General features: G+C 65.2%; 17 protein-coding genes and 1 pseudogene. 9 read left to right on the forward strand and 9 right to left on the reverse strand.

All coding sequences use genetic code 11. The features are described 5' to 3' along the window. The first annotated feature begins 920 nt into the window (after window positions 1–920). A complete protein-coding gene (locus ASE89_RS16315) occupies window positions 921–1,583 on the forward strand; it encodes a DUF4893 domain-containing protein (protein ID WP_236701834.1) in 663 nt (220 codons plus the stop codon). Window positions 1,584–1,622: 39 nt separating this feature from the next. On the opposite strand, the gene ASE89_RS16320 is transcribed toward ASE89_RS16315, so the two are convergent. After that, on the reverse strand, window positions 1,623–2,129 hold the full coding sequence (locus ASE89_RS16320; protein WP_056679822.1) for a hypothetical protein: 507 nt from the start codon (window positions 2,127–2,129) through the stop codon (window positions 1,623–1,625). A gap of 137 nt (window positions 2,130–2,266) precedes the next feature. On the opposite strand from ASE89_RS16320, the gene uvrA reads away from it, so the two are divergent. Together uvrA and ASE89_RS20600 are read left to right on the forward strand one after the other, a co-directional pair. Then, on the forward strand, window positions 2,267–5,161 hold the full coding sequence (uvrA, locus tag ASE89_RS16325; RefSeq protein ID WP_056679825.1) for an excinuclease ABC subunit UvrA: 2,895 nt from the start codon (window positions 2,267–2,269) through the stop codon (window positions 5,159–5,161). Window positions 5,162–5,680: 519 nt separating this feature from the next. Further along, complete coding sequence (locus ASE89_RS20600; RefSeq protein ID WP_156363525.1) at window positions 5,681–7,141, forward strand: hypothetical protein; 1,461 nt, start codon at window positions 5,681–5,683, stop codon at window positions 7,139–7,141. Window positions 7,142–7,330: 189 nt separating this feature from the next. Here ASE89_RS20600 and ASE89_RS20020 read toward each other — a convergent pair. Beyond that, a pseudogene (locus tag ASE89_RS20020) lies at window positions 7,331–7,444 on the reverse strand (BrnA antitoxin family protein); the annotation flags it as partial. A 194-nt stretch (window positions 7,445–7,638) separates the two neighbouring features. Between ASE89_RS20020 and ASE89_RS16335 the strand changes: the two are divergent. The 6 genes from ASE89_RS16335 (at window position 7,639) to ASE89_RS20025 (ending at window position 11,344) form a co-directional block, all read left to right on the forward strand. Next, entirely contained in the window at window positions 7,639–9,285 is a 1,647-nt protein-coding gene (locus tag ASE89_RS16335) for a hypothetical protein (RefSeq protein ID WP_056679831.1), read from the forward strand. A 27-nt stretch (window positions 9,286–9,312) separates the two neighbouring features. Further along, window positions 9,313–9,597, forward strand: coding sequence for a hypothetical protein (locus ASE89_RS16340; protein WP_156363526.1), 285 nt, complete (start codon window positions 9,313–9,315; stop codon window positions 9,595–9,597). Between the two features lie 25 nt (window positions 9,598–9,622). Further along, the gene (locus tag ASE89_RS16345) at window positions 9,623–10,066 is read left to right on the forward strand and encodes a DUF3597 domain-containing protein (RefSeq protein WP_056679838.1); all 444 of its coding nucleotides are present in this window, start codon (window positions 9,623–9,625) and stop codon (window positions 10,064–10,066) included. 74 nt (window positions 10,067–10,140) lie between these two features. After that, window positions 10,141–10,554, forward strand: a complete 414-nt coding sequence (locus tag ASE89_RS16350) for a glycine zipper 2TM domain-containing protein (protein ID WP_192003563.1) — start codon at window positions 10,141–10,143, stop codon at window positions 10,552–10,554. A 249-nt stretch (window positions 10,555–10,803) separates the two neighbouring features. Next, window positions 10,804–11,016 carry a cold-shock protein gene (locus ASE89_RS16355; protein ID WP_031394996.1) on the forward strand — a complete coding sequence of 71 codons (213 nt, stop codon included), beginning with the start codon at window positions 10,804–10,806 and terminating at the stop codon, window positions 11,014–11,016. A 103-nt stretch (window positions 11,017–11,119) separates the two neighbouring features. Next, entirely contained in the window at window positions 11,120–11,344 is a 225-nt protein-coding gene (locus ASE89_RS20025) for a hypothetical protein (protein WP_082451641.1), read from the forward strand. 76 nt (window positions 11,345–11,420) lie between these two features. Here ASE89_RS20025 and ASE89_RS16365 read toward each other — a convergent pair whose 3' ends face one another. The 7 genes from ASE89_RS16365 to ASE89_RS16395 form a co-directional block, all read right to left on the reverse strand. Further along, window positions 11,421–12,422 carry a cell wall hydrolase gene (locus ASE89_RS16365; RefSeq protein ID WP_236701835.1) on the reverse strand — a complete coding sequence of 334 codons (1,002 nt, stop codon included), beginning with the start codon at window positions 12,420–12,422 and terminating at the stop codon, window positions 11,421–11,423. Window positions 12,423–12,523: 101 nt separating this feature from the next. After that, entirely contained in the window at window positions 12,524–15,361 is a 2,838-nt protein-coding gene (locus ASE89_RS16370; protein ID WP_056679844.1) for a M16 family metallopeptidase, read from the reverse strand. A gap of 8 nt (window positions 15,362–15,369) precedes the next feature. After that, a complete protein-coding gene (locus ASE89_RS16375; RefSeq protein ID WP_197979514.1) occupies window positions 15,370–15,585 on the reverse strand; it encodes a hypothetical protein in 216 nt (71 codons plus the stop codon). Window positions 15,586–15,594: 9 nt separating this feature from the next. Further along, the gene (gene tgt, locus ASE89_RS16380; protein WP_056679847.1) at window positions 15,595–16,740 is read right to left on the reverse strand and encodes a tRNA guanosine(34) transglycosylase Tgt; all 1,146 of its coding nucleotides are present in this window, start codon (window positions 16,738–16,740) and stop codon (window positions 15,595–15,597) included. Continuing rightward, entirely contained in the window at window positions 16,740–17,183 is a 444-nt protein-coding gene (locus ASE89_RS16385; RefSeq protein WP_056679850.1) for a calcium-binding protein, read from the reverse strand. Before ASE89_RS16385 ends, tgt begins: the two co-directional genes overlap by 1 nt. Before the next feature lie 7 nt (window positions 17,184–17,190). Next, on the reverse strand, window positions 17,191–18,246 hold the full coding sequence (gene queA, locus ASE89_RS16390; protein WP_056679853.1) for a tRNA preQ1(34) S-adenosylmethionine ribosyltransferase-isomerase QueA: 1,056 nt from the start codon (window positions 18,244–18,246) through the stop codon (window positions 17,191–17,193). 7 nt (window positions 18,247–18,253) lie between these two features. Beyond that, window positions 18,254–18,976, reverse strand: coding sequence for a peptidylprolyl isomerase (locus tag ASE89_RS16395; protein ID WP_056679856.1), 723 nt, complete (start codon window positions 18,974–18,976; stop codon window positions 18,254–18,256). Window positions 18,977–19,007 lie beyond the last annotated feature (31 nt).

Raw genomic sequence — 19,007 nt, forward strand, 5'->3', positions numbered from 1 at the left:
GCCAGGATCCAGAGCCGCAAGCGTAACCCCCTGCGGCTCTGGATCCTGGGTCGAGCCCAGGATGACGGAAGAGGTGAACGCATCATGTCTCTCGCCATCGATCGCCGGGCCGTAGCGGCAGGCAAACCCGCAACGACCTTCAACCCCATCCGTCATCCCGGCGAACGCCGGGACCCATGGTTACGGCGGACCCGGCGATCCCGTGCCGTCATAACCCGGTCCGCGACCATGGGGCCCGGCGTCCGCCGGGATGACGGGAAGGGGGGCCACAAAATCGCTCCCGCACCCGCCACAACCCGCCCCCCCCGTCATCCTGGCGAAAGCCAGGATCCAGAGCCGCAAGTGTAACCCCCCACGGCTCTGGATCCTGGGTCGAGCCCAGGATGACGGAAGAGGTGGGCGCAGTATGTCTCTCTCGCCGTCGACCGCCGGGCCGTAGCTACAGGCTCACCCGCAACGACCCACACCCCCCCGTCATCCCGGCGAAAGCCGGGACCCAGAGCCCCAAGCGCACCCGCCCGCGGCACTGGGTCCTGGGTCGAGCCCGGGATGACGGCAGGGGGTGGGCGCAACATGTCTCTCGCCATCGATCGCCGGGCCGTAGCGGCAGGCAAACCCGCAACGACCCGCACCCCATCCGTCATCCCGGCGAAAGCCGGGACCCAGAGCCCCAAGCGCGCCCGCCCGCTGCCCTGAGTCCCGGTTCGGGCCGAAATGACGACAGGCAGGGGGTTGCCTCGTACCCTGCCAACCTCCACCAACCGCTCACCCGCACCTCACCGCATCCAGCCCTCACCTCGGGTCGAAACTGAGCCAGATTAGTGCAGTTGTTAGCAATCCGTTTACCAGCCCGGCATAGCCACTCGTCTCCACGCCGCGGCGACGCCATCGTCGCGACCGGCCGTGCAAGGAGCCTGCCCGTGCGTGCGTTGATGATCCTGGCGGTAGGAACGGCCTGTCTCGCCGGCTGCGCGACGCAACCCCGGGGTGGCAGCGCGGGCAAGGCCCCGGCCGTGGCGGCGGACCCCGCACCGGCCGCCCCAAACTGGACGACGATCGCGACGCCCGACGACCGCGCCCGGCTCGCGGCACTCGGCGACAGCTGGACGCGCGCACGCGCTGCGGTGCCCAGACGCCTCGCGGGCCGGATCGCGGCCGAGGGTGCGCTGCTCGATCCCGCCGCTGCGCTCGATCTGCCCGCGCTGTCGCCCGGCTCCTATCGCTGCCGGCTGGTCCGGCTCGGCGGGCGAGCGGGCTATGCGAGCTTCGCACCCGATTTCTGCTATGTCGACGGCGACGGCGCGGGGCTCTCCTTCACCAAGCAGACCGGCACGACGCTGCCCGGTGGCTGGCTGCACCCCGACACCGACCGGCGGCAGGTGTTCCTCGGCACCGTCCGCACCACGCCCGCGCAGGTCGCGCCGCCCTATGGCACCAACCCCTCGCGCGACGTCGCGGGCGTCGTCGAACGCGTCGGCCCGCTGCGCTGGCGCCTCGTGATGACGCGCGCGGGGCAGGGCGCGATCCTCGATCTCTACGAACTGGTCCCGGTGCCGCCTGCGACGCCCGCGACGCCGCGCTGAGCGTAGCATCCTCCCCCTTGCGGGGGAGGATCAAGCGGGTCAGCCCTTTGGCGGCTTGGCGAAGTTCGCCGCGAACCGCTCCAGGCCCGATGCGAACGAGTCGATCACCTTGGCGAATTCAGGCGGCAGCGCAGCAGCGTCGCTCTTGGGCGGTTCCGGCGTCTCGCCCGCGAACGGCCCGCTGCCCGCCGCCGCCGCACCCGGAGCCTCCGTCGAAGCCTCGGCCGAGGGTTCTGGCGGCTTGGGCGGCTTCGGTGGCTCGGGCGGTGCAGGCGGCGGCGTCGCGCCTCGCATATCCTTCGCCGTGATCGCGGTCGCCGCCATCATCAGCCCGGCCGCGATCACCTGGCGTCCCGCGGGCGTCCCCATCTGCCGCGTCAGCGCCGCCGCGATCCCCGCGAACGGCGCCGCGCCGCCATGCTTGCCCGCCTTGGCGGACCAGCGCGCCTCGAAACCCTCGCCTTTCGTCGCGCCCATCTCGGCCTCGCGCTCGCGCGCCTCGCGTTCGCGACGCTCCTTCTTCTTGCCCATCTCGGTCTCCAGCACTGTATTGTACTAACAATACACTATGTAACTATCGTCGGCACCTTGGACAATGGTTCGGCGTTACCCATCTTTGCGAGCACCCGCCCGGCACCCTCCCGGGCTTGTCGCGTCCGAACAAATGTGGAACAGACTCTCCTATGCTGACCAAGATTTCCGTACGCGGCGCGCGTGAACACAATCTCAAGGACGTCGATATCGACATCCCCCGCGACACGCTGACGGTGATCACCGGGCTGTCCGGCTCGGGCAAGTCGAGCCTCGCCTTCGACACCATCTATGCCGAGGGTCAGCGCCGCTACGTCGAGAGCCTGTCCGCCTATGCCCGCCAGTTCCTTGAACTGATGCAGAAGCCCGATGTCGACCATATCGAGGGCCTCTCGCCCGCCATCTCGATCGAGCAGAAGACGACGAGCCGCAATCCGCGCTCGACCGTCGCGACCGTCACCGAGATCTACGATTACATGCGCCTGCTCTGGGCGCGCGTCGGCATCCCCTATTCCCCCGCGACCGGTGAGCCGATCGCCGCGCAGACCGTCAGCCAGATGGTCGACCGCGTCATGGCGCTCCCCGAGGGCACGCGGCTGTACCTGCTCGCCCCCGTCGTCCGCGGCCGCAAGGGCGAGTATCGCAAGGAGCTCGCCGAGTGGCAGAAGGCGGGCTTCACCCGCGTCCGCATCGACGGCACGATCCACGACATCGACGAGGCGCCCGCGCTCGACAAGAAGTACAAGCACGACATCGAGGTCGTCGTCGACCGCCTCGTCGTCGGCGGCGAGATATCGACGCGTCTCGCGGAATCGTTCGAAACCGCGCTGAAACTCGCCGAGGGCCTCGCCTATGTCGACCCCGCCGACCCGGTCGAGCCGCACACGCCGAAGTCCGAAATCCTCGGCAGCAACGCCCCCGACGGCCGCATCGTCTTCAGCGAGAAGTTCGCCTGCCCGGTCAGCGGCTTCACCATCTCCGAGATCGAGCCGCGCCTGTTCTCGTTCAACGCCCCGCAAGGCGCGTGCCCGGCCTGCGACGGCCTCGGCGAGAAGCTGCTGTTCGACGAAGACCTCGTCGTCCCCAACCACATGCTCAGCATCAAGAAGGGCGCGGTCGTCCCCTGGGCGAAATCCAACCCGCCCTCGCCCTATTACATGCAGGTCCTCGGCAGCCTCGCGCGCGAATACAAGTTCGACATCGAGACCCCCTGGGGCGAGCTCCCCGAGGAGGTCCAGCGCGTCATCCTGCACGGCTCGAAGGGCAAGCCCGTCACGCTCACCTTCATCGACGGCAAGAAGAAATACGACGTCTCCAAGCCGTTCGAGGGCGTCATCGGCAACCTCAACCGCCGCCTGCTCCAGACCGAGAGCGCGTGGATGCGCGAGGAGCTGAACAAATACCAGTCCGCCGCCCCGTGCGAGGTCTGCGCCGGCGCGCGCCTGAAACCCGAGGCGCTCGCGGTCAAGATCGCGATGAAGGACATCAGCTACGCCACGCACCTCTCGGTCGTCGACGCGCTCCAGTTCTTCACCGACATGCCGCAGCATCTCGGCGACCAGCAGAACGCGATCGCCGAGCGCATCCTGAAGGAAATCGTCGAGCGCCTCGGCTTCCTCAACAATGTCGGCCTGGACTATCTCAACCTCGACCGCACCTCGGGAACCCTAAGCGGCGGCGAGAGCCAGCGCATCCGCCTCGCGTCGCAGATCGGCAGCGGCCTGTCGGGCGTGCTCTACGTCCTTGACGAGCCCAGCATCGGCCTGCACCAGCGCGACAACGACATGCTCCTCAAGACGCTGCGCCGCCTGCGCGATCTCGGCAACACCGTGCTCGTCGTCGAGCATGACGAGGACGCGATCCGCACCGCCGACTATATCATCGACATGGGCCCCGGCGCGGGCGTCCGCGGCGGCCAGGTCGTCGCGCAGGGCACGCTGAAACAGATCCTGAAGTCGAAGGGCAGCATAACCGCGGATTATCTCAACGGCACGCGCGAAGTCCCTGTCCCCGCCACGCGGCGCAAGGGCAACGGCAAGAAGCTCACCGTCCACAACGCCACCGCGAACAACCTGACGGGCGTCACCGCGAGCATCCCGCTCGGCACCTTCACCTGCGTCACCGGCGTCTCGGGGTCGGGCAAGTCGAGCTTCACGATCGACACGCTCTACGCCGCCGCCGCGCGCGAGCTGAACGGCGCGCGCATCGTCCAGGGCAAGCACGACAAGATCACCGGCCTGCAATATCTCGACAAGGTCATCGACATCGACCAGTCGCCGATCGGCCGCACCCCGCGCAGCAACCCCGCCACCTACACCGGCAGCTTCACGCAGATCCGCGACTGGTTCGCCGGCCTCCCCGAAGCCCAGGCGCGCGGCTACAAGCCCGGCCGGTTCAGCTTCAACGTCAAGGGCGGCCGCTGCGAGGCGTGCCAGGGCGACGGCGTGCTCAAGATCGAGATGCACTTCCTCCCCGACGTCTATGTGCAGTGCGACGTCTGCCACGGCGCGCGCTACAATCGCGAGACGCTCGAGGTGAAGTTCAAGGGCCACAGCATCGCCGACGTGCTCGACATGACCGTCGAGGATGCCGCCGAGTTCTTCAAGGCGGTCCCCCCGATCCGCGACAAGATGGCGATGCTCGTCGAGGTCGGCCTCGGCTACGTCAAGGTCGGCCAGCAGGCGACGACGCTCTCGGGCGGCGAGGCGCAGCGCGTCAAGCTCGCCAAGGAACTCTCGCGCCGCGCGACCGGCAACACGCTGTACATCCTCGACGAGCCCACCACCGGCCTGCATTTCGAGGACGTCCGCAAACTCCTCGAAGTCCTCCACGCGCTCGTCGAGCAGGGCAACACCGTCGTCGTGATCGAGCATAATCTCGACGTCATCAAGACCGCCGACTGGGTCCTCGACCTGGGGCCGGAGGGCGGCGTCAAGGGCGGCGAGATCGTCGCCGAAGGCACGCCGGAAAAGGTCGCCAAGGCCAAGGGCAGCTTCACGGGCAAGTATCTGGCGCCGCTGCTGGAGAAGAAGGTGGTGGCGGCCTGACCCAAACGCCCTCTCCCCTCAGGGGAGAGGGCTGGGGAGAGGGGCGTAAGGGAAGGTCTGCCACGCCTGCCAACCGACCGATCAGGATCGCGGAACGACAACCGCGTGGGTTCCTGCATTAGCGGCGTTACAAACCGAAGAAGGTGGCGAAGGCCAAGGGCAGCTTCACGGGGCATTATCTGGCGACGTTGCTGGAGAAGCGCGTGGTGGCGGCCTAACCCAAACTCCCTCTCCCCTCTGGGGAGAGGGTTGGGGAGAGGGGTGCAAGGAAATGCATGCCACGCCTGCCAACCGACAGATCGGGATCGCGGAACGACAACCGCGCGAGTTCCCGCATTAGCTGCGTTGCAAGTCGGATAAGTTGGAGAAGGCCAAGGGGAGCTTCACGGGAAATATCTGGCGCCGGTGCTGGAAAAGAGGGTGGTGGTAGGCGGTCAATTGAGTCTGCCCGCTCGGCTTTACATGTTCCTAGTTTTAGGATCCAATGGTACTATGTAATATGTCATAGATCGGATCGATATGCTGTTTTCGGAAGCTCTTGGCTTAAGAAAAAGTCAACCGCAGCTCGACTTTGTTGATATCGACTTAGATACGGACACACCGCTTTTTATAGACCCTGCCGCATTTCACGATTGCCCCGGGTATTTTGCGCAAAAATGTGCTGCTGATATCACTAGCTTTTTTGATGCCGTGCTTCATGCGGCAGGCGAGGGCGACGATGAAATGGGCGAAAGGTTGCTCGCTGCACTTCGTGAGCCAGACGAAATTCACCTTGGATTATCCAAGGGTCTGCCCAAAGGCCGAGGGCTGGGCCATCTCCAAGCAAGCATCATTTTCGAGCGAATTAAGACAAGTAAGGCTCTCAAGACGGGGCTAGTTCAGGACTTGAACGATGTCCTGATGTTCGTCCGCGGCGTGGGCCCTGATATTGTATCGGATATAACGACAAATATTATCAGGCGGCATCTGATAAAGTATACACAGGATCAGTTCGATCTTATGGGCCTAGAAATAAATAACAATATACCAACTGGACTATTATGGGACCCCGTTGATGCCAAGTGGGAGGAGGACTTCGACGAAATACCTGTCGTTAAAGACCGGAGAATTCTTCTTGTGCCAAAAAGATTCGTTAAGTGGCGCTATGATTTTTCGAAAGCCGGGACTCAATATTATAATAAATTCTTTATAAACTACATAAGGCAAGATCAGCTAAATAAAAACGGACCTTTGGTTAGCCTGATACCAAAAAAGTTTGGCCCGGCAGAAAAAAAGGTATTCAAAACTGATATAGAAAGAAAATTTCCAAATACGAAGGGAACACTTGAAGAATTCTCAACCAATCATCCTGATATTTACGATAAATTTAAGTCATCATTCTTTAGACATAACCCTTTAAGCATAAACTCCCTTATGGGTTTTCATGGTGACGACTTTCGAGAGATTGAGTTTACCAATCATATTATAGATGCTCTTCGTAAGCTTCCGTCGGGTGCAAAGCATTCTGCGGATTATCAGTCTCTGATTGTTGGAATAGCGCATTTCATGTTCTATCCTGAGCTTACAAATCCAGTGCTGGAGCGGCCACTTAATGGTGACCGTAAAAGAATAGACATTGCTTTCGATAATAGTTCTACTGCCGGATTTTTTAGTCTGGTGAGGACGCACCCGTTTCTGATGTCTAGCGAAGTGATGATTGAATGCAAAAACTACTCTCACGACATCGCTAACCCCGAACTTGACCAGCTTATTGGCAGATTTGATCCTCGTCGTGGCCGCTTCGGAATGCTTTTCTGCCGCGAGGTAACGAACAAGGGCAGGTTGGCCGACCGGTGTGCCGATGCCTACCGGTCTGCTCAAGGGGCGATTATCGTTTTGACCGACGAGGATGTTATCGAGGCGTTGGACGCAGGTGTATTCGACAGGGCCCGAACGATAGAGCGTATCATGTCAAGTCAAATGCGAGATCTGCGGAAGTAGGGCGGTTATGAATGGCCGGCGATGGACTGACTGATCGTTCACAAATGAAGCATCGTGTCGCCAATCCTGCGTAAAGCCAACGGACTGGCAGGACGGTCGGCACCCGCGAGGCGGTGGTTCATCCCAACTGCTCGTCTACCGCGTCACCAAAACGGTTAAGATCCTAGCTGTCCTCCACGCCCGCCAGCGTTATCCCTGAAGCCCCGCCGCCGCGCGCAACGCCGTAACGATCCACCCCTGCCAGCCCGGCCCGCCCTCGCGAAATGTCGCCAGCACGTCGGGATTGAGCCGCAACGTCACCTGCTGCCCGACCCCGCAACCCCTCTGCCGAGTCGCGCCGTCTCTGCCGCCCGATCCGGCCCCCCACCGCCGCCCGACCGCCGAATTGCACGAAACACCTCGGCGAAAGGTACGGAATGACCGCCCCGGGGGGCTGTCCTACTACCCCCGTTTCAGCATATCTGATCAGTCCTCTCCCCTCGGGATAGGATCAAACCGTGAACAAACGTTCCGACACGCCGCCCCGCGCACCGGCCTTCGCGACGGTCCCCGGCACCGACTATGCCGCGCTCTACGCGCCCGAGCCCATAAAGCCCCGCATCACCTCGACCGCCGACACCCCCAGATGGGGCGGCACGCCTGCGCGGCTGCGCGTGCAGCCCGGCCCCGCCGTCCCGGGCGCGGGGCTGGCGGTCCCCCGCGCCATCATCTCCGAAGGCGGCGCCCCCGCGAGCGGTCCCCGCACCGACGATCGCTACACGGCCGTGACGGCCTCGCCGCCCACCACCTTCGTCACCGGCGGCGCGGAGGAGGACGACGACGACCCCCTCGAAACGCCCGCCGCCGCGCCGCCGCCCCGCGCGCCCGGCGACCCGGACACGCCCGGCCACCACCCCGATCCGCACCGGCCCGCGCGCGACGCGCTCGACCTCATGCCACCGGACGCCGCCTGCGGCTCGCGCCGCCAGGACGGCTGGTCCGCCGCCAACCAGCGCCGCTTTCTCGAGGCGCTCGCCGAGGGGCACGGGGTCGATGTCGCCGCGCGCCGCGTCGGCGTGTCCGCCACCTCGGCCTATGCGTTCCGCCGCACCGCCAAGGGCGCGGTGTTCGCGCTCGGCTGGCGCGCCGCCGCGCTCGTCGCGCGCGATTCGATCGCCGAGACATTGCTCGTCCGCGCGCTCGAGGGGACGGTCGACACGATCGTCCGCGGCGAGACGGTCATCACCCGGCACAAATATGACAACCGGCTCGGCCTCGCGCTGCTCGCCCGGCTCGATCGCCAGGCCGAGAGCGCGCCCGATGCGGATGCCAAGGCCGCGCGGCTCGTCGCGCAGGAATTCGACGCCTATCTCGATCTCGTCGGGCGCGATCAGGGCGCGGCGCGCGCGGGGCTGTTCCTCGCGCGGCGGACCGGCGGGGCAGGGGCCGGGGCATGGGCCGGGGCGGGGGGCGCCGATGATCCCGCGGGCGGCGATGCGCATGACCTCGGGCCGATCTACGCGCTCGCCGCCGCCGACCGGCTCGTCCGCACCGGCGTCGCGACCGCGGCCGAGGTCGATATCGCCGATCTCGATCCCGCCGCGCGCGCCGGCTGGAGCGGCGAGCAATGGGCGCGCGCCGAGGCCGCCGGGATGGTCGCGCTCGCCCCGCCGCCCCCCGCGCCCCCTCCCGCCGGGGACGACGAAACCGCGCTATCGTCTCAACATTCGCAACATTCGGCCGCGGAGGAGGACGACGACGACTATGATTATGACGACGACGATGACTATGCGGAGGCGGGGGACGTCGGGGGCGCGCTGCCCGGTTTCGACCCGCCCGTCTGGCGCTGCGCGGCGACCGGCGCATGGCGCACCCGCTTCCCGCCGCCTGCGGGGTTCGCCGGCGCGGTGGTCGGCGACTATGGCGACGACGACTATGCCCGTGCGCTCACGCCGGCCGAGGCGGAGCTGATGGACGCGGCGCAGGATCTGTCGCGCGCGTCGCTCGCGGCGTCGGAGCGGCAGGATCGCGACCGCTGGTTCGCGCGCGTCACGACGCGGATCGCCGCCCTGACGGTTCAGCTCGCCGCGTCGGCGGATCCCGGCGACGGTTCCGGTGCCGAACCCGGCCTCGATCCGGGAACAGGGTTGCACGCAAGCCGTTGAGGCTGCGCAACAACCAGGACATTCGTCATGCCAACCCCCGTGCGTCACCCGCACCGCAAGCCCAAGACCTTCGGTCGCACCGCGATCGCCGCGGGGGTCGCCGCGCTCGGCCTGGGCGGCGCGCTGCTCGCGGCCTGGCTGCGCCGCGCGCCCGCCAATCCGGCCGAGCATGCCGCCCCCGATCTCGCCCCCGCCCGCCCGCATCCCGGCCCCGCCGACCGCGCGCCCGACGCCTTCCGCCCCGATCCCACCGCGGTCCCGACCAAGGCGGAATATGACTCGCTGCGTCCCGCGACGCTGCCGGTCACCTGATTTCAGTTTTTTCACGGAGAATTTCATGAGCATTTTCAGCAAGATCAAATCCGCCATCTTCGGCGAAAAGGGCCCGCTCGGCAGCGGCCATTTCGGCACCCCCAAGCCCGCCGCCCCCGCACCCGCGCCGGCCCCCGCCGCCATCGCCCCGAAGCCCGCCCCCGCTGCCCCGGCGGCACCCACTACGCAGACCGCCCCCGCCGCCACTCAGCCGGTCGATGTCGAGGCGGTGCTCTCGGGCATGGCGTCGCGCAAGAATTCGGACCTCAACTGGCGCAGCTCGATCGTCGACCTGATGAAGCTGCTCGACCTCGACTCCAGCCTCGACAACCGCAAGGAACTCGCCACCGAACTCGGCTATACCGGTGCCAAGGACGGCAGCGCGGAGATGAACATCTGGCTGCACAAGGCCGTGATGCGCGAACTGGCCAAGAATGGCGGCACCGTTCCCGCAGGTCTGCAAGACTGAGTGCACCGGCGCCGGCAACAAAGGCCGGCGCCGAGCATTGAGGTGATACCGACAAACCCCTGAAAGGACACGAAATGCGCGCTATGACGCTGGGCCTTATGGCCGCCTCCACCCTGATCGCCGGCTGCGTCGGCGGTGGCGGCGACCGCTACGGCGTCGACCCGCGCTATCGGTCCTACGACTATAACCGGCCCGACCCTGCCTATGGCAGCTACGACGCCGGCCGCTACTACCGTGACGACCGCCGCTACCGCGAACGCCGCCTGTCGAACAACGACCGCATCTATCGCGGCAATGACGGCCGCTATTATTGCCGCCGCAACGACGGGACGACTGGTCTGATCGTCGGCGGCGTGGCCGGCGGCGTGCTCGGCAACGTGATCGCACCCGGCGGTTCGGGTCTGCTCGGCACCGTGCTCGGCGCCGCCGGCGGCGCGCTCGCCGGACGGGCGGTCGATCGCAGCAACACCCCGGCACGCTGCCGCTAATGACCGGGGCTGGCGGCGTTCTGTTACGCCGCCGGCCTTGGTGCTGCGGGGGATCTTTCTTATGGTAATGGTCGTCTAAAAACACCGCCAGATTTGCAATTTCGGGTCGTCTGGCCCATATGGAGATTTGCTACAGTCGCATATCGACGGTTCTTGGCGCTTTGCGGCACCTTTCTCCTTCTTTCCCTGCTCCGCGGCATCGGGCGGTCCGAACCTCGGATTGCCCCATAACAAAGAAGGAGCCATCGCATGGCTATCACTGGCACCGTAAAGTTCTTCAACGCCGACAAGGGCTATGGCTTCATCGCTCCCGATGGCGGTGGCAACGATGCATTCGTGCACATCACCGCGGTTGAGCGCGCCGGCATGCCCACGCTGAACCAGAACCAGCGCGTCACCTACGAGCTCGAGCCCGACAAGCGCGGCAAGCAGTCGGCTGTGAACCTCCAGCCGGCCGACTGAGGCTGTCGGCGGACTTGTCCGCCGATGACTGATTTCGGTTGCGGCGCGGCGACCCATCTGGTCGCCGCGCCTACTTCCTCTAGTTCCTCAGGAGCGCAGCAGCATGGCCGATAATCCAGAATTCTACCGGGCCCGCGCTGAAGAAGAGCGTCGCAACGGCGATGCCGCCTCGCTCGACAACGTCCGCGACCGCTGCCGCCGCGCCGAAAAGGCCTGGGATGACATGGCCAGCCGCGCCGAGCGTACGCAGACATTGCGCGCCGCCCGCGAAGCTGCCCCTCCCGGTGGCGAGCGCATGGCGAACTCTACCATGATTCCCGCCGAATAAGATCGGCTCTGGACGGCCGCCGCTATCGGCGGCCGTTTCCATATCCAGCGTTTGGGCATGGCGACATGCCGCAACGTCAGCGCAACCCGCCGGTATCCTTCCACCGGTCGAGTATTTCCGGCGCGGGTGGTAATCGATCCGCCTCGGCAGGCGTCGATCCGATCCCCGCATTGGTTTGCACCGTAGCCGACATCACGACACCCGAACCCGAGGCGCCTCTGGCGCCATCCGCGATGTCTGGCCGCGCTGTGGTCGGAAGTGCTGCAAATGCCGCGCCGGTGGCCCTACCTGACAGCGGCTCACGGCCGAGATAGTGCTGCTTAAAGGCCGCAGCGGTGCCCCAATAGCCTTTCCACCGGTGGAAGAAATGTGCGCCGACCACCGCCGTCATCACCAGACTGCGGCTCCAAGGCGGCGTGACGGCATAGGTATGATAATGCGTTGCCAGCCCGACCGGCGAATACACATAGCCTGCCAAAACCATCGCCGCATTCCGCTCGGCCCGGACCCACGCAAAGCTGGCCGGCGCGTGCGCGGTCGCGCCGTCACAGGCAAAGCTGAATTGACATGCAGTCGGTGCCCCGCCCGAATGGGGCCCCTGATAGACCACGCCGCAGACGCTTGCCGGGAAGGCGGGATGGCGGACACGATTGAGAATGACCTGAGCAACCGCGCGTTGCCCGGCATCGGGTTCGGATGCGGCCTCGTAATAGATCGCAGTCGTCAGGCAGAACAACGCCCGGGCCCGGTCCGCCGCGCTGGTCCCCGTCATTGAAAAGGGACGCGCTGCCACGACGCCGGGATCCCCTGTACGAATATCAACGGAACTGGGCACCTTGGGGAGGGCGGTCGTTCCCGTCACCCCGGGGACGGGAGCCCCAAAGTCCCCGGGAATGCTCTTGAGGGCATTGCTATGGGGCCCCTCGCCATCACCGCCGCGCAGAGGTGTCCCGGCATCCCTTGGCGCGTAGCGGAACGCCGCGTGCGCAAACAGCGCGGTCGACGCGATCACGCCGGATATGGCCACCGGCAACCATCGTCGTCTCGATGACCGGGAGGCCCAGCGCGTCGTGTTCAAAATCCCGCTATCCTTGCGCCACCGTCATCAAAGACGGCCAGCCATATCGCAGGAAACCCTACCGTTCCGCTACCGAATGCCCGCGGTCCTCCCGACGAGAGTCATTTAAGTGCGGCGGTATCGAGCTTTAACGCAGCCTCGGGGATCAGCTCGGTCTGCGGGTAGGCTTGACGGAGCGAGGGGGCGAACTGCCTGGCATCGCCGACAACCACAATACTGGCCTTTTTGGGATCGAGCAGCGCCGCGGCTGCGGTTTGGACCGACGCGGAATCAACTGCGCCAACCTTTGCCGTAAACTGCTGCAGTTCATCGACGCTGACGCCGTTCTGGACATAGGATCCCAGAATTCCCGCCACGCCGGACGTCGTCTCGATCCCGCGCCCGAAATTCCCGACAAGTACCGCCTTGCGTGTCTCCAGTTCGCCCGGGGATACGGGCGCCTTGCCCATGCCCGCCAGCTCCGCTGCGATCAGCGAGACGACTTCCGTTGCGGTAGGGTTCTTGGTCTGTGTCCGCGCGGCAACCGTTCCCTGTGTCTTCCCCGCGTCCAGCGTGCTGCCTGCGCCATAGGCCAGACCGCGCTTGATCCGGATTTCCTGGTTCAATCGTGAAGAGAAGCCTCCGCCAAGCACGGTGTTCGCTACCGCCAGCGAATAATAGCGGGGGTCGGTACGTGCGATCGCCGGCCGGGCGACGACGACGCCAGCCTGGCCCGCATCGGGCATGTCGACGACGATCACGCGAGGCGCCGGGTAATCGATCGCCATGGCGGGTGTCGTCGCCGCGCCGGTCTTCTTCCAGGGGCCGAATTGGGCGTCGGCCAGCGTCTTCGCCTGCGCTGCGGTGACGTCGCCGACCATGATGAGCGTAGCCTGATCGGGGCTGAAGCTGCGCGCATAGGCCGCGGTGATGTCGGCCCGGGTGATCGCCTTCAACGAGATCGGCGTTCCGCCGATCGGCGCGCCATAGGCAGACGTGCCTAGAACCGCCCGATCGGCGACCAGTGCGGCCAGCTGCGCCGGAGTCTTAAGCGCGAGTGATACTGCGTCGACCTGCTGCGTCCGTGCCCGTTCGATTTCGTCGGGCGCGAATGCAGGGTGCATCGCCACGTCGGCGAGGATCGACAGCGCGGGGGCAAGCTGATCAGCCTTCACCGTGACGTCGACGGAGGCACCGTCGCTGCCTGCATCGCTGCCGATCGATCCGCCGAGGCCTTCGATCTGCCGTGCTATCTGCGTGGCTGTCCGCGTGCGCGTGCCTTTGGTCAGCAACTCGGCCGCCAGGCTGCTGACGCCTGCCCGATTGGCAGGATCGGTTGCCGCGCCGCCACCGGTAACAAGATAGGCGGTGACGATCGGCAGATCGTGCCGTTCCACGGTGATAAGCCGCATGCCGTTGGCGAGCTGCGTTGTGATCGGCTGGGGTAGGGTCGGCGATATCGGTATGCCGGGGGCGGGGGGAAGGACGCGCTGTCCTTCCGCGGCGGGGGTAACGATCTCGACGTTGGCGGGCGCCTTAAGATCGGCAACGCGGACGCTGGGAGCCACATCGATCGTCGCGACCGGCGTCGCAGCAGGCTTGGCATCGAGCGGGAGATAACGGATCGTCGCGGACTGCGCGTCAGCCAGATAGGTCCGTGCGACGCGCTGGATATCTGCGGCCGTGACCTGCGCAATGGCCGCGAGCTGGCGGTCTGCGGCGCGCGGATCACCATCCACGATCACCGATGACGCAAGGGTGCTCGCCTTTCCTTCGGCGGTTTCCCGGGCAATGATCGATGCAGTCAGGATTTCGTTCTTCGCCTCGGCCAGTTCGGCAGGGGTGACGGGGGCGTCGCGCAGCCGTGCGATCTCTCGTTTGAGCGCGGCCTCGCCAGCGTCAACGCTCTTGCCCCCGGCCATGATGGCGTAGACGACCAGATTGCCGGTCGACTGCTTGCTGTCGATCATGGCGTCGGCGGACTGCGCAAGTTGATCGCGGTAGACGACGCTTTCGTAGAGCCGCGAGCTTTCGCCCTCCGACAATATCGCTTTCAGGAGACTGAGCGCGGGGATGTCGGCAGCGCGATCCGCCGGGATATGATAGCTGATCAGCACCGCGGGGAGCGGCGTGTTGGGCTCGTAAACGGTACGCGTCACGGCTTGGGTACGGGCCGGCTCGGCGACCGTTACCCGGGGAATTGCCCCGACCGGCTTCTTGATGGGGGCGAAGTAGGTGTCGATCCAGCGGTCGAGCTGTGCAGGCTCGAAATTGCCCGAGACGACTAGGACCGCATTGTCGGGTCGGTAATAGGTTGCATGAAAAGCGCGGACGTCGTCGATGCCGGCGGCTTCGAGATTTTCCAGGCTGCCGATCGTACCACGTGCATAGGGATGTCGTGCATAGGCAAGCGCTGGATAATAGAGGGAGAACAGCTTGCCATAGGGCCGGGCCAGGGTGCTCTGGCGAAGCTCCTCCTTCACGACGTCGCGTTCAGACGCGAAGCTTTTAGGTTCGACGACAAGGCTCGCCATCCGGTCGGCCTCTGCAAACAGCAGACGCTGCAGGTGATTGGCCGGAACCACCTCGTAATAATTCGTATAGTCGTCGTTGGTCGATGCGTTGTTATAGCCGCCGACGTCCTCGGTTAGCCGGTCCATCTGCTCCGACACCAGATTGCGGGTCGATTTGAACATCAGATGTTCGAACATATGGGCAAAGCCGGACCGGCCCTTTGGATCGTCCTTGGACCCGACGTCATACCAGACCTGGACCGACACGTTGGGTGTCGCCGTGTCCCGGATGGCGTAGACACGCAAACCGTTGGCCAGCACGCGTTCGGTGAAGGCGAGCGCTTTTACCGACACGTTCGACGTATGCTTTGGGGGGGCGGACTGCGCCACCACCGCTGAAGGACAACAGGCTGCACCGAGCAGCAATGCGTAGCGGAGGTGGCGCATCTGTGTCCTTACTTCTGGGTACGCGAGCGGTTGAAAAGCACCGCGCCGGCGATGGCGGCAGATCCTATGCCGACGCCAAGCCCGATCTTCGCAAGCGGCCAGGTCTTCGCCTTCTCGACGGTCGCCTTTGCCGCGGCTTCGGCGTGAAGCTTTGCTTCCTTGGCTGCGGCGAGAATTTCGTTGGGGGTATCGTCGTCGGCAGCCGTTGTGATGGGGGCGGTCACGTCACTCTCCTAACTCGATTTCCGACCATACTCCGCTCGGAAATCATTTGCGAACTTCGTCAATGTGCCGGCGGCGATCGCAGCGCGCAGATCTGCCATCAGCGTTTCGTAGAACCAGATATTGTGTTCGGTCATCAACATCGCGCCAAGCATCTCGCCCGCGCGGACGAGATGATGCAGATAGGCCCGGCTCCAGGTGGCGCAGACCGGGCAGGCACAGTCGGCCGCCAGCGGCGACTGGTCCTCGGCAAACCGGGCGTTTCGGATGTTGATCGGCCCGTTGCGCGTGAACGCCTGGCCGGTTCGCCCTGACCGGGTCGGCATGACGCAATCGAACATGTCGATTCCGCGCTCGACAGCGCCCACGATATCGTCAGGCTTGCCGACGCCCATCAGGTAGCGGGGTTTGTCGGCGGGCAATTGTCCCGGCGCGAAATCCAGGCATCCGAACATCGCCTCCTGTCCTTCGCCGACCGCCAATCCGCCGACCGCATAGCCATCAAAGCCGATATCGATCAGCGCGTCCGCCGAGGATTTGCGGAACGACTCGTTCAGCGCGCCTTGCTGGATTCCGAAGATCGCGTTGTTATCCGCATGGGCACCGCCTGCATCGAAGGCATCGCGTGATCGCTTCGCCCAACGCATCGATCGTTCCATGGCGGCGGCCTGAACCTCCCGCGTCGAGGTCGTCGGGACAAGCTCGTCGAACGCCATGACGATGTTCGACCCCAATAAACGCTGGATCTCGATCGACCGTTCGGGGCTGAGCAGGTGCCGAGTACCATCGAGATGCGATTTGAACGACACCCCTTCCTCGGACCGCTTGGTAAGATCCGCGAGGCTCATCACCTGATACCCACCCGAGTCGGTCAGGATGGGCTTCGACCAGCCCATGAAGCCGTGAAGCCCGCCCAGTCGCGCGACACGTTCCGCGCCGGGACGCAGCATGAGATGATAGGTGTTGCCAAGGATGATGTCGGCCCCCGCGGCCGCCACGTCGTCGGGCTTCATCGCCTTGACCGTCGCGGCGGTGCCGACCGGCATGAAGGCGGGGGTACGGATCACGCCGCGCTGCATCGCGATCTGGCCCGTGCGTGCTGCGCCATCGGTGGCAGAAATGGTGAAGTCGAAACGAGGGGGCACGGGATGATCCATTAACGGCGCTTGCCGCGCGGTGGGGCGTTGGGGGCAAAGCTCCTGATCGTCAGCAGCTCCTCGCGCACGAGCACCCCGTCGCGGTTGCGATCGAAGCGGAGAAAGAATTGCGCAAATCGGGCCTGAAGCTCGGCGAGGGTGATCGCGTTGTCGCCGTCGCGATCGACTTCGAAGGGGCTGGGCAGGGCGTTGCGATCGCCAAGCCATTTCAGCGACCAGTCGGCATAGGCGATATAGCCGATCTTGCCCGTCGTGCTGCCCTCGGCGCCCGCAAAGCTCCGCGCGAGGCAAGTGTCGAGTTCAGGCCTGGTCACGCGCGCGTCGCGATCCGCATCGCAGGCGGCGATCAGCATTGCGGCCGGTTCGGCAAAGATCGTTGCGGGCGGTTGCGCGATCCCAGCGGAAGGCACGACCTGCAAGGCCAGAATCAATGGGATCAACATGGGCCGGTCATGGCAGCAGCAGGCTGGCATCGCCATAGCTGTAAAAGCGATACTTGGCCGCAATTGCATGCGCATAGCCGGCCTGCATCCGCTCGCGTCCCATCAGCGCCGATACCAGCATGAACAACGTCGATCGCGGAAGGTGGAAATTGGTCATCAGGCCATCAATCCCCTTGAAGCGGTAGCCCGGCGTGATGAAGATCGCCGTGTCGCCCTCAAACGGGCGGATGACGCCGTCGTCACCGGTCGCGCTCTCGATCAGTCGCAGCGATGTCGTGCCGACCGCGATCACCCGGCCGCCGGCGGCGCGCACCGCATTCAGCTGGTCCGCCGTGGTCGCATCGATCCGGCCCCATTCGGCATGCATCTGGTGATCGTCGGTATCGTCCACCTTCATCGGCAGGAACGTGCCCGCACCGACGTGCAGCGTCAGCGTTGCCTTCCCGATGCCCGCAGCCTCGAGCGCCGCCATCACCGATGGGGTGAAGTGCAGCGCCGCAGTCGGCGCCGCGACCGCGCCGGGCTCGGCGGCGAACATTGTCTGGTAATCCTCGGCGTCGCGCGCGTCCGTCGGGCGCTTCGCCGCGATATAGGGAGGCAAGGGCATTCGCCCCGCGCGATCAAGCAGCAGTTCGATCGGTTCGTCGCCTGCGAATTCGAGCGCGTAGCTGCCGTCGTCTGCCCGGTCGACCGCCCGGGCGACGACGCCGTTGCCAAAATCGATCGGATCCCCATCGCGCAGACGGCGCGCATTTCGAATGAAGGCGCGCCAACGTCGCGGCCCTTCGCGCTTGTGCAGCGTCGCCCCGATCTTCGCCCCGGACGATAGCTGCCCGTCCTGCTCGATCCCAGCACGACGCCCCTCGAGCTGCGCCGGAATGACCCGCGTGTCGTTGAACACCAGCAGGTCGCCGCGACGCAGCTGTCCAGCCAGATCCGTGACGCGTAGGTCGCGTGTTGCATCCCCTTCTAAGACCAACAGCCGTGCGGCATCGCGCGGCGTTTCGGGCCGGAGTGCGATACGATCGGTCGGCAGGTCGAAGTCGAAAAGGTCGACGTTCAACGGACTCTCACTTCTTCGCGGGGGCCTTCTTGGCGAGCTTGGGCTTTGCAACGACCGCCGGTGCTGGCCTCGACTTGCTGCTGCCGGTCCCCGGCAGGGTTACAGGCGCGCCCAGTGCCGGTGGCGGGGTAACGGGCGCGGCGACATAGGCCGGTGGGCTGTCCGCAGCGATATAGGCGTGCAGGATCCGCGAGGGGTTTGCCGGCGGCTCGCCGCGCTCAATGGCGTCGACATATTGCATGCCGTCGATCACCCGGCCGAACACGGTATATTTCTTGTCGAGGCTGAGGCGCGGCTGAAAGACGATGAAGAACTGGCTGTTCGCGCTGTCTTCCTTTTCCGAACGCGCCGCGGACACCGCGCCGCGAACGTGCGGCAGATAATTGAACTCGGCCTTCACGTCGGGCAGGGGTGAGCCACCGGTACCGTCACCCTTTGGATCGCCGCCCTGTGCCATGAAACCGTCGATCACCCGGTGAAACGCCAGGCCGTCGTAGAAATGCTGCCGGGTCAGGGTTTTGATGCGCTCGACCATCAAAGGGGCGACGTCGGGACGAAGCCAGATCGTGACCCGGCCCCCCGTCGACAGGTCAAGCAGCAGCAGGTTCTGCGTGTCCGTCGTCAACGGCGGGGTAGCGCGTCCGGCAACGGCGGGATCGATGATCTGGGCGGACGCAGGCGCCGCGACGAGGCACCCGAGGATCGCAAACATACCGGCGAAAAAGCGCATCAAATCCCTACTCGCATTGGCCATGAGGCCG

The organism is Sphingomonas sp. Leaf30 (assembly GCF_001422525.1).
In the GTDB taxonomy this organism is placed as follows: Bacteria; Pseudomonadota; Alphaproteobacteria; order Sphingomonadales; family Sphingomonadaceae; genus Sphingomonas; species Sphingomonas aerolata.